The following is an 11,117-nucleotide window of genomic DNA, read 5'->3' as shown; positions in this document are numbered from 1 at the left end:
GTTGATTCCCGGGTACGGGAGTTGCTATCCCCCGGACCGGCAAGATGAAGCGCGACCGCATCCTCGTCATCGACGGCAACCCGCTCGACGGGGCCGCCCTCCGGGCAGCCCTGTGCGAGCGCGGCTTCGACGCGGTCGAGGCGTCGAGCGCGGAGGGCGCGCTCGCGCTGGTCCCGAGCTTCCAGCCCGCGGCGGTGCTGGCCGACGTGACGCTCCCCGGCTGCGAGGGAGGCGAGCTGGCCGGCCGCCTGCGCGAGCTGGGGTCCGACGCGGCGGTGGTGGTCGCCGCGCCGCACGACCGGCTGGAGGCCGCGGTCCAGGCGCTGCGCGCCGGCGCGGAGAGCTTCCTGGTCCGCCCGGTGGACGCCGGCCAGGCGCTGGTGGTGCTCCAGAAGGCGCTCGAGAAGCGCGGGCTGCGCCGCGACCGCGCCGAGCTGCGCGAGCGCGTCCGCGCGCGCGCCGCCCTGGTGGGCGCCGCCCCCGAGATGCAGGGCGTCATCGAGCTGGTGCGCCGCGTGGCGCCCACCAAGGCGACCGTCCTGGTGCTCGGCGAGTCCGGCACCGGCAAGGAGCACGTCGCCCAGGCGCTGCACGAGGCCTCGCCCCGCCGCGACCGGCCGTTCGTGCGGGTGAACTGCGCGGCGCTCTCCGAGGCGCTGCTCGAGTCCGACCTCTTCGGCCACGAGCCGGGGGCGTTCGCCGACTCCGAGGAGCGCCACCTCGGCAAGCTCGAGCTCGCCGACGGCGGGACCCTGTACCTGCACGAGGTGGGGAGCCTGCCGCCGCCGGTCCAGGTGAAGCTGCTCCGCGTCCTGCAGCAGGGCGAGATGGAGCGGATGGGCGGCCGGGAGACGCTGCGGGTGGACGTGCGGGTGGTGGCGGGCGCGCAGCACGACCTCGCCGAGGAGGTCCGCGCCGGCCGGTTCCGCGACGATCTCTACTACCGGCTGAACGTGGTGGCGGTGGCGCTGCCGCCGCTGCGCGAGCGCAAGGGCGACATCCCCGCGCTCGTGAACCACTTCCTCGAGGCGGCGGCCCGCACCCAGGGCAGCGAGGTGGTGGGCGTGACCCCGGGGACGCTCTCGGCGCTGTTCGCCTACGACTGGCCGGGCAACGTGCGCGAGCTGGCGAGCGTGGTCGAGCACGCGGTGTCGGTGGCGCGCGGCCGCGAGATCACCGCCGAGGACCTCTCCCCGGTGCTGCACGGCGCGCGGCCGGAGGAGAGCGGCGCCTCGGCCCTCATCCCGGGCGCCACGCTCTTCGAGATCGAGCGCGAGGCGATCCTGCGCACCCTGGAGCAGTGCGGCGGCTCGACCGCGCGCGCCGCCGAGGTGCTGGGCGTCTCGGTGCGGAAGATCCAGTACCGGCTGAAGGAGTACCGGAGCGGCGTCCCCGGGCGCCGGCACCCCGAGCTCGACGACGCCTACGCCGAGGCGCACAAGTAGCGCCGCGCCGCGGTCCGTCCCTCGCCGCGCCTCCCCCACGGGCCGAAAAAAAAGCCGCCCGGCAGTGGTGTGCCGGGCGGCCCCGAGCGCGCGGGGGGTGCGCGCTCTCCCTGGAGATCGGTGCTACCCGGTGTAGACGTGCGCGCTCTCCTCGGCGGTGGGCAGCATGCTCATCCCGAGGTACGTGAACATCACCACCGCGAAGCCGAGCAGGACCAGCCAGGCGGCGCGGTCGCCGCGCCAGCCACGCACCTTGCGCAGGTGCAGGTAGGCGCCGTAGACGAGCCAGGTCACCAGCGACCAGTTCTCCTTCGGATCCCACACCCAGAAGTCGCCCCAGGCGCTCTTCGCCCACACCGACCCGACCAGCAGGCCGACGGTGAGCAGCACGAACCCGAAGCGGATGAGCTCGTAGGTCATCTGCTCGAGGTCGAGCGCCTTGCCGGTGAGGATGGTGCCGGCGCGGAGCGTGGTGAGCCGCTGGAGGAGCGGCACGCGCGGGGCGAGGAGCTGCACCGCGGCGAGCAGCGCCGCCAGCGACACCGCCGCGTAGCCGACGAAGTAGACCACCACGTGCGGCACGAACCAGGCGGACTGGAGCGCCGGCGGCAGCTTCACGATCTCCGCGTCCCACTTGCCCAGCGCGTAGCCGAGCAGCGCCAGGGTGAGGAGCGCGGCGAGCGCGCCGAACACGCGGGTGCGGTAGAGCCGCTCGAAGGCGAGGTACACCACGCCGGTGGTGAACGCGAAGAACACCAGCGACTCGAACAGCGACTTGAACGGCGCGCGGCCCGCCTCGATCCAGCGCTCCACGATGAGGCCGGCGTTGAACGCCAGCGCGGCGCAGAGCAGCGCGGTGGCGGCGCGCCCGACGAACGCGCGGGTGGAGCGCCAGGCGGCGGCGTAGAAGCCCGCGGCGGCCGCGTACAGCGCGCCGGTGGCCACGAAGAAGGGGTGCTCGGCCAGGATGTACTGGAGCATCGCGGTCTCCTCAGGCTGCCTGCGCGGGGGAGGCGGGGACGCCGGGCTGCGAGCGGCGGCGCCCCTTCAGCCGCGGCTCGACGTAGAACATGTAGGCCACGCCCAGGCTGATGAGCGCGAACCCGGCGAACACCCAGGCGACCCCGGGGTCGTGCACCGCCTCCAGCCCGGAGTAGGTCGGGTCCTGCGGGTTGTAGTTCACCTGGTAGAGCGTCCAGCCCGCGAAGGTGACCGGCTCGTTCACGGCCACCACCGTGCGGAGCGACTCGTCGCCCCGCGTGGCGGTGACGGTCGAGAGGAACGCCTTCACCTCGCCGTCCCGGCGCTCGAACACCAGCGCGTGATCGGCGTCGAGGAACAGCGCCTCCGGCCGGTCCGCGGCCATCGTCTTCTCGGCCGGCACGCCGTCGCGCACGGCCTCGAGCTGCACCACCGGCCGCTTCCACTCGGCCGAGGCGGTGGCGGGGACGCGCGTGCGCTGCGCCTGCGGCACGAGCGCGCCGAGCCTCACCGCGCCGCCGGCGAGCGCGAGCCCCTCGGCGAGCGCGACCTCCGACTCGCCGTCGGCGGTGTGGACGATCACCTTCCGCTCGGCGCCGGAGACGAGGAACGCGGTGAGCACGCCCGGCGGGGCGGCGGGGCGCTCCCAGCCGAACACCACCGCGGCGCGGCCGTCCGGGGTGGCGAGGCGCTCGCCCGGCAGCAGCCAGCGCGTCTGCCCCTCCAGCGTGGCCTCCAGCGCCGGCTGCCCGCCCGCCGCGACCGGCGTCACCTGGTCCTGCAGCGTGAAGTCGGGCCAGATCGCCTTCAGGCGGAACGTGTCGCCGCCCGGGAGCAGGTGCTTCGCGAGGTCGGGGTCGAAGCTCGCGGCCAGCTTCCACTGCTTGTGCGTGCCGTGCTCGTCCCGGACCAGCTCCTGGCGGTAGTAGCCGACGCGGTACTCGGTCTCGTAGTTCACCAGGTCGAACCGGTCGAGGCGCAGGTCGAAGCCGAGCGGCGCCGCGCCGCCGGTGTCCATGCCCGCCTTGGTGACGCGCACGTGCGTGGCCGTCTCGCCGCCCGCGTGCAGGTCGATGCGGCCGCGGATCGAGAGCGCGGCCGAGGCGGCGGCGCCGCCCAGCGAGGTGATGAGCCCGAGGTGGCAGAGGAAGAAGCCGGCGTTGCGCGCGCGCAGCGGCCAGCGCTGCGCGGCGGAGGCGATCACCGCCGCCCCGAACAGCGCCATCAGGCCGGCGAACGGCAGGCCGTGGAAGACGTCGTCGAGGTGCAGCCCGAGGATCAGCGGCGCGGCCGCGCCGTAGCGCAGCCGGTAGAACTCGGCCGGCTTCCCCTGCAGCACCAGCGTGCCGATGATCGCGAACACCGCCAGGGCCACCAGCAGCGTGGAGGTGAAGCGGAAGCCGGCGATGGTCGCGCGCAGGCGGCCGGGCGTGAGCAGGGCCACCGCGAGCACGACCGCGCCGGCGATGCCGCTCGCCACCACCAGCGTGAGCGCGCCCGGCGGGACCCAGACCTGGAGCAGCGCGCCCGCGAGCAGCGCGCCGGTGACGAGCAGCGCGGTGAGGCGCACCTCCATCACGGCGGGCGCCTCCGCCACGGCGGGCGCCTCCGCGGCGCCGGCGGGCCTGGGCGTGGAGCGGGTCGGGCTGTCGGTCACGGGCACCTCCTCCGTTGCGGCCGTTCGGCGCGCGCGCACCAAGAGCAATCGTCGTGCCCCGTCCGGATCGGCCAAGTTCCCGGGATTGCGGGCGGACCCGGCCGTCCCTGCGGGTACGCACCGCAGGAAAAGCGACCTTGCCCTGGATCAGCGCAAACGCTGCGTGAGGGCGGGGGAGGCCGTCGCCCCGCCCTCGAGGACCCGAACCGGCGAGGGCCCGCGGCTCTTCCCGGCGGGCGGCCGGCGGCCGGCCCGCCCGCGCGGCCGGCCCGCACGCTCGGTGCGAGGCCGGCCCTCGCCCGCGCCGGCACGCTCCTTACCTTTGGAGCATGCCAAGCGACCGCATCGAGTTCGGGAGCGTCCTCGCCAAGGAGGGCTCCGACAAGAAAGTCTGGCTCATCGTGATCCCGCTCGTCCTCATCGTGGCGGCCGGCGTGGTCTGGGCCGCCGCCACGGTGTCGAAGGCGGACTCGTACCGCACCGAGGCCGAGCGCGCCCAGGCGCAGGTCTCCGAGCTGCAGAAGACCATCGACGAGCGCGACAAGCTCCTCACCCAGGCGCGGGCCGACGACGGGCTGCTCCGCAGCCCGGGCCAGGCCGCCGCGCTCCTGTTCGCGGATCCCAAGGCCAAGGAGCCGACCGAGAGCGGCATCGTGGTGGCGATGCCCGACCAGAAGGCGGTGCGGGTGATCCTGTACGGGCTGGTCGCCCCGCCCCAGGGCGAGGAGTACGTGGTGGCGGCGCGGGCGAAGGACGGCACGCGCAAGCCGCTCGGCCGGGTGATGCCGAGCGCGGACGGCGACGGCTTCCTGCTCGCGAAGGACGTGCCCGAGGGGACCGTGCGCGTGGACCTCGTGCTCGCGAAGGCGGGCGCGGAGGATCTCGCCGACGCGACGCCGCGGGTGTCGGCGCGCCACCCGACCGCCGCGAGCGAGCGCGGCATCCTGGTCGAGCAGCCTGCGCCGGGGGTGCAGGCGCGGCGCGGGCGGAGATAGCCGGCGGGCGAGGCCCGGCGCCGGGCCTCGTTCAGGCGAGGCGGTCCTCGCCGCCGGGCAGGTCGCGCAGCAGGCACTGCGCGGGCGCCTTGTCCGGGCGGACGCGCAGCAGCCGCGCGCCGTGGCGCAGGCGCCCGCCGGCCGCGTGCCGGTAGGCCACCTCCACGACGAGCTCCGGCCGGACCGGGATCCACTCGGTGGAGCGCCCGCGCGCCCAGCGCGAAGGACCGCCCGGCGCCTCGCCGGTGAACCCCGGCGCGCCCGGCGCCGCGAGCGGCTCGAGCAGCGCGGCGAACCGCTCGCGCTGCCGCGGCGCGAGCGTGACGTGCCCCACGTGGTGGAGCCGGCCGTCGGGGCCGTGCAGGCCGAGCAGCAGCGAGGCCGGCGGCCCGCCGCGCTGCCCGCGCCGGAACCCGCCCACCACCGCGTCCAGCGTCACCACCCGCTTCACCTTCACCATGGCGTCGCGCTCGCCGGACGCGTACGGCACGCCGAGCCGCTTCGCGATCACGCCGTCGGTCCCGGAGGGCGTCGCCAGCCAGGCCTCCGCGTCGGCCCGGCGCAGCGTCGCCGGCGACACCGAGAGCTCGGGCGGGAACCCGGGCGCCTCGCGCAGCAGCGCGGCGCGGCGCACCTCCAGCGGCGCCCCACCAGCCGGCGGCCGTCCCCGTCCACGAGGAGGTCGAAGGCGACGAGCCGCGCCGGGGTCTCCCGGGCGAGGCGCTGCACCCGGGACTCGGCCGGGTGGATCCGCTGCAGGAGCGCGTCGAAGGAGAGGCCCAGCCCGGAGGGCACGACGATCTCGCCGTCGAGCACGAGCCTCGGCGCGCGGAGCGAGCGGCCGGCCGCCACCAGCTCGGGGAAGTAGCGGCCGAGCGGCTGGCCTGCCTTGGACTGCAGCACCACCTCGGCATCCTGCTTGAATAGGAGGCAGCGAAAGCCATCCCACTTCGGCTCGAACTGCCATCCCTCGTCCGCCGGGAGCACGTCCGCAAGGCGCGCTTCCATGGGCGGAAAGGGCGGCACCACGGGGAGATCGAGGGGTGGCCAGGCCACGGGAGCGCTCCCATCGACGTTGCAGTCCACAGCCTCCGCGCGCAATCCGCTGCCCGTCGAGGCGGCACGTTGCACGATTACCGGGCGCCCGCGTGCACGCTTTCCGTGCACGGCGGCGCGCGCGCGCGGCGCGCGCATCACGAGTTTCACGCCCGCTGCCTTGACGCGCTCGTCCCGGCTCGGGGACACTCGCCGGTCCATGTCAGAGACGCGGTGCGCGCGCCGGCGGCTGCGGCGCGGCGCCAGGGGATCCCGGCGGGAAGGATCGGTCCCTGGTGCGTGGTCGATGCATCCCGAACATCCATCGAACGGCTCGACCGGCCACGGGCGCGTGCCGGGCTGGTGACGACTTTCCCGTACGACTGAAGGTGAAGATGACCGAGACCGGCTATCCCCCGAAGCAGGGCCTGTACGATCCGCAGAACGAGAAGGACGCCTGCGGCTTCGGGTTCGTGGTGGACATCAAGGGGCGCGCGTCCCACGAGATCCTCGAGAACGCGCTCACCGTGCTCGTGAACCTCGAGCACCGCGGCGCCGCGGGCGCCGAGGCGAACACCGGCGACGGCGCCGGCATCCTCTTCCAGACCCCGCACGCCTTCCTCCGCGCAGAGGCGGAGAAGCTCGGCTTCGCGCTGCCCGCGCCGGGCGCCTACGCCGCCGGCATGGTGTTCCTGCCGCCGCACGAGGGCGGCCGCGCCGCCTGCGTCCGCATCTTCGAGGAGGTGGTGCGCGCCGAGGGCCTCGACGTGCTCGGCTGGCGCGAGGTCCCGACCGACGGCGCCACGCTCGGCCCCACCGCGCGGTCCAGCCAGCCGGTGATCCGGCAGATCCTGATCGGCCGCGGCGCCTCCTGCGCCGACGAGGCGGCCTTCGAGCGCAGGCTCTACGTGGTCCGCCGCCTGGTGGAGAAGCGGGTGAGCCGCTCCGCCATCCCGGGCCGCACCCACTTCTACGTGCCGTCGCTCTCCTGGAAGACGGTCGTCTACAAGGGGATGCTGAACGCCGGGCAGCTGCGCGAGTTCTACCTCGACCTGTCGCGGCCCGAGGTCGTCACCGGCCTCGCCATGGTGCACTCCCGCTTCTCCACCAACACCTTCCCGTCCTGGTCGCGGGCGCACCCGTACCGCTACATCTCGCACAACGGCGAGATCAACACGCTGCGCGGCAACATCAACTGGATGCACGCGCGCCAGTCGATGATGCGCTCGTCGCTGTTCGGCGAGGACCTGCAGAAGATCCTCACCGTCGTGGACACCGAGGGCTCCGACTCGGCCATGTTCGACAACGTGCTCGAGCTGCTCACGCTCTCCGGGCGCGAGCTGCCGCACGCCATGATGATGATGGTGCCGGAGCCCTGGGCGCGGCACGAGGGGATGAGCCCGGAGAAGCGGGCGTTCTACGAGTTCCACTCCTGCCTGATGGAGCCGTGGGACGGCCCCGCCTCGATCGCGTTCACCGACGGCGTGCGGGTGGGCGCGGTGCTCGACCGCAACGGCCTGCGCCCGAGCCGCTACTACGTCACCAGGGACGACCTGGTGGTGATGGCCTCGGAGGTGGGCGTGCTCGACGTGCCCGCCGACCGGATCCTGAGGAAGGGCCGGCTGCAGCCGGGCCGCATGTTCCTGGTGGACACCCGCGAGCAGCGCATCGTCGGGGACGAGGAGCTGAAGGAGCGCATCGCCCGCGAGAAGCCGTACGCGTCCTGGCTGGACCAGTACACCGTCCGGCTCGACCAGCTCCCGAAGCCCGCCCGCGTGATCGAGCCCGACCACGAGACCGTGCTCCGGCGCCAGGAGGTGTTCGGCTACACCGCCGAGGACGTGAAGATGATCGTCACGCCCATGGCGACCGACGGCACCGAGCCCATCGGCTCGATGGGCACCGACACGCCGCTGGCGGTGCTCTCGGAGAAGCCGCAGCCGCTGTTCAACTACTTCAAGCAGCTCTTCGCCCAGGTGACCAACCCGCCGGTGGACGCCATCCGCGAGGAGATCATCATGGCGGTGGAGACCTCCGTCGGGCCGGAGGGCAACCTCCTCGAGCCCGGCCCGGAGTGCGCCCGCCAGCTCGCGCTCCCGGCGCCGGTGATCCGCAACGAGGACCTGGAGCGGATCCGGGCGCTGGACGGCGGCCCCGCCGCGAAGGGCCTGAAGGCCATCACGCTGCCCATCCTGTTCCGCGCCGCGGACGGCGGGAACGGGCTGCGCAAGGCACTCGAGGACCTGCGCTGGAAGGCGTCGGAGGCGATCGCCGAGGGGCACAACCTGCTCGTGCTCTCCGACCGCGGCCACGACGCCGACGACGCGCCCATCCCCTCGCTCCTCGCGGTGGCGGCGGTGCAGCACCACCTGATCCGCGAGGGCACCCGCACCCGCTGCGGCATCGTGCTCGAGTCGGGCGAGCCGCGCGAGGTGCACCACTTCGCGCTGCTCATCGGCTACGGCGCGTCGGCGGTGAACCCGTACCTCGCCTTCGAGACCATCCACGACCAGGTCCAGCTCGGGCTCATCCCCGGGCCGGCCGCCGACGCCGAGAAGAAGTACGCGAAGGCGGTGGCGAAGGGCATCGTGAAGGTGATCTCGAAGATGGGCATCTCGACCATCCAGAGCTACCACGGCGCCCAGGTGTTCGAGGCCATCGGCCTGAACCAGGACTTCATCGACGAGTACTTCACCTGGACCGCGACGCGCGTGGGCGGCGTGGGCATCGACGTGGTGGCGCGCGAGGCGCGGCTGCGCAACGAGCGCGGCTTCCCGCCCAAGCGCCCCATCGTGCACACCAGCCTGCCCGCGGGCGGCCAGTACAAGTGGCGCAACGGCGGCGAGCACCACCTCTTCAACCCGGAGACGGTGCACAAGCTCCAGTACGCCTGCCGCACCGGGAACTACCAGCTCTTCAAGGAGTACAGCGCGCTGGTGGACAACCAGGCGCGGAACCTCTGCACGCTCCGCGGCCTGATGGACCTCGTCCCCGGCCCGCGGCCGGTGCCGATCGACGAGGTCGAGCCGGTGGAGTCGATCCTGCGCCGCTTCAAGACCGGCGCGATGAGCTACGGGTCGATCTCCAAGGAGGCGCACGAGTCCCTGGCCGTCGCCATGAACCGGATCGGCGGAAAGTCGAACACCGGCGAGGGCGGCGAGGACCCGGCGCGCTACGAGAAGCTGCCGGGCGGCGACTCCAAGAGCTCCGCCATCAAGCAGGTGGCCTCCGGCCGCTTCGGGGTCACCAGCCAGTACCTGGTGAACGCGCGCGAGCTGCAGATCAAGATGGCGCAGGGCGCGAAGCCGGGCGAGGGCGGCCAGCTCCCCGGCTCGAAGGTGTACCCCTGGATCGCGAAGGTGCGGCACTCCACGCCGGGCGTGGGGCTCATCTCGCCGCCGCCGCACCACGACATCTACTCGATCGAGGACCTGGCGCAGCTCATCCACGACCTCAAGAACGCGAACCACCGCGCGCGGGTCTCGGTGAAGCTGGTGGCCGAGGTGGGCGTGGGCACCATCGCGGCGGGCGTGGCCAAGGCGCACGCCGACGTGGTGCTGATCTCCGGCCACGACGGCGGCACCGGCGCCTCGCCGCTCACCTCCATCAAGCACGCCGGCATCCCCTGGGAGCTCGGCCTGGCCGAGACGCACCAGGTGCTGGTGATGAACGACCTGCGCTCGCGCATCGCGGTGGAGGTGGACGGGCAGCTCAAGACCGGGCGCGACGTGGTCATCGGCGCGCTGCTCGGGGCGGAGGAGTTCGGCTTCGCGACCGCGCCGCTGGTGGTGCTGGGCTGCGTGATGATGCGCGCCTGCCACCTCAACACCTGCCCGGTGGGCGTGGCCACCCAGGACCCGCGGCTCCGCGCCAAGTTCACCGGCGACCCGGCCCACGTGGTCACCTTCATGCGCTTCATCGCGCAGGAGGTCCGCGAGTACATGGCCGACCTGGGCTACCGGACCATCGAGGAGATGGTGGGGCGCTCGGAGCGGCTGGAGATGCGGCGCGCGGTGGACCACTGGAAGGCGCGCAACCTCGACTTCAGCCGGATCCTGTTCAAGCCGACGGTCCCGAAGCACTACGCGCGCACCTGCCAGATCCCGCAGGACCACGGCATCGACAAGACGCTCGACGCCACCGTGCTGCTCGACCTGGCGCGGCCGGCGCTCGAGGCGCGCCAGCCGGTCCGCGCCACGCTCTCCATCCGCAACACCAACCGGGTGGTGGGCACCATGCTCGGCTCGGAGATCACACGGCGCCACGGCCCGGCGGGCCTGCCCGACGACACGATCCGGCTGCACTTCCAGGGCTCGGCCGGCCAGTCGTTCGGCGCGTTCGTCCCGCCCGGCATGACGCTCATGCTGGAGGGCGACGCGAACGACTACGTGGGCAAGGGGCTCTCCGGCGGGCGCATCGTGGTGTTCCCGCCGCGCCAGGCCGGGTTCGTGCCCGAGGAGAACGTGGTCATCGGCAACGTCGCGTTCTACGGCGCCACCGCGGGCGAGGCGTTCGTGCGCGGCATCGCCGGCGAGCGGTTCTGCGTGCGCAACTCGGGCGTGTCGGCGGTGGTGGAGGGCGTGGGCGACCACGGCTGCGAGTACATGACCGGCGGCCGCGTGGTGGTGCTCGGCCCCACCGGGCGCAACTTCGCCGCGGGCATGTCGGGCGGCGTCGCGTACGTGCTCGACGACGGCGCGTTCGCGCGCCGCTGCAACCGCGAGATGGTGACGCTCGGGCCGGTGGCGGACCCGGACGAGGCCGCGGCGGTGCGGGCGCTGGTGGAGAAGCACGCGGCGCTCACCGAGAGCGGGCACGCCCGCCGGCTGCTCGACGACTGGGCCGGCACGCTGAAGCGGCTGGTGCGGGTCATGCCGAACGACTACCGGCGCGTGCTGGAGGCGCAGGCGCGGATGCGCGAGAAGGGGCTCACGCCGGAGCAGGCGGAGCTGGCCGCCTTCGAGGAGAACACCCAGGACGCCGCGCGCGTGGGCGGGAACTAGA

At 73.6% G+C, this 11,117-nt stretch carries 7 protein-coding genes; 3 read left to right on the top strand and 4 right to left on the bottom strand.

Annotation, left to right across the window (positions count from 1 at the left end):
* The first annotated feature begins 44 nt into the window (after positions 1-44).
* Positions 45-1,445, top strand: a complete 1,401-nt coding sequence (locus ACOQFB_RS16905) for a sigma-54-dependent transcriptional regulator (RefSeq protein ID WP_059436423.1) — start codon at positions 45-47, stop codon at positions 1,443-1,445.
* Positions 1,446-1,568: 123 nt separating this feature from the next.
* On the opposite strand, the gene ccsB is transcribed toward ACOQFB_RS16905, so the two are convergent.
* A complete protein-coding gene (gene ccsB / locus ACOQFB_RS16900) occupies positions 1,569-2,426 on the bottom strand; it encodes a c-type cytochrome biogenesis protein CcsB (protein ID WP_059436422.1) in 858 nt (285 codons plus the stop codon).
* A gap of 10 nt (positions 2,427-2,436) precedes the next feature.
* Positions 2,437-4,083, bottom strand: coding sequence for a cytochrome c biogenesis ResB family protein (locus ACOQFB_RS16895; RefSeq protein ID WP_421609805.1), 1,647 nt, complete (start codon positions 4,081-4,083; stop codon positions 2,437-2,439).
* A 329-nt stretch (positions 4,084-4,412) separates the two neighbouring features.
* Between ACOQFB_RS16895 and ACOQFB_RS16890 the strand changes: the two genes are divergently transcribed.
* Entirely contained in the window at positions 4,413-5,078 is a 666-nt protein-coding gene (locus tag ACOQFB_RS16890; protein WP_421609806.1) for a hypothetical protein, read from the top strand.
* A gap of 31 nt (positions 5,079-5,109) precedes the next feature.
* On the opposite strand, the gene ACOQFB_RS16885 is transcribed toward ACOQFB_RS16890, so the two are convergent.
* Together ACOQFB_RS16885 and ACOQFB_RS16880 are read right to left on the bottom strand one after the other, a co-directional pair.
* Positions 5,110-5,538, bottom strand: coding sequence for an ATP dependent DNA ligase (locus ACOQFB_RS16885; protein ID WP_494492586.1), 429 nt, complete (start codon positions 5,536-5,538; stop codon positions 5,110-5,112).
* 47 nt (positions 5,539-5,585) lie between these two features.
* Positions 5,586-6,086 carry an ATP-dependent DNA ligase gene (locus tag ACOQFB_RS16880; protein ID WP_494492286.1) on the bottom strand — a complete coding sequence of 167 codons (501 nt, stop codon included), beginning with the start codon at positions 6,084-6,086 and terminating at the stop codon, positions 5,586-5,588.
* A gap of 422 nt (positions 6,087-6,508) precedes the next feature.
* Here ACOQFB_RS16880 and gltB point away from each other — a divergent pair, with 422 nt between their 5' ends.
* The gene (gltB, locus tag ACOQFB_RS16875) at positions 6,509-11,116 is read left to right on the top strand and encodes a glutamate synthase large subunit (protein ID WP_421609807.1); all 4,608 of its coding nucleotides are present in this window, start codon (positions 6,509-6,511) and stop codon (positions 11,114-11,116) included.
* The last annotated feature ends 1 nt before the right edge of the window (position 11,117 follow it).

Origin of the sequence: Anaeromyxobacter sp. Red801 (genome assembly GCF_049201065.2) — a bacterium.
Lineage (GTDB): Bacteria > Myxococcota > Myxococcia > Myxococcales > Anaeromyxobacteraceae > Anaeromyxobacter.
This window is presented reverse-complemented; position numbering and strand designations above follow the sequence as displayed.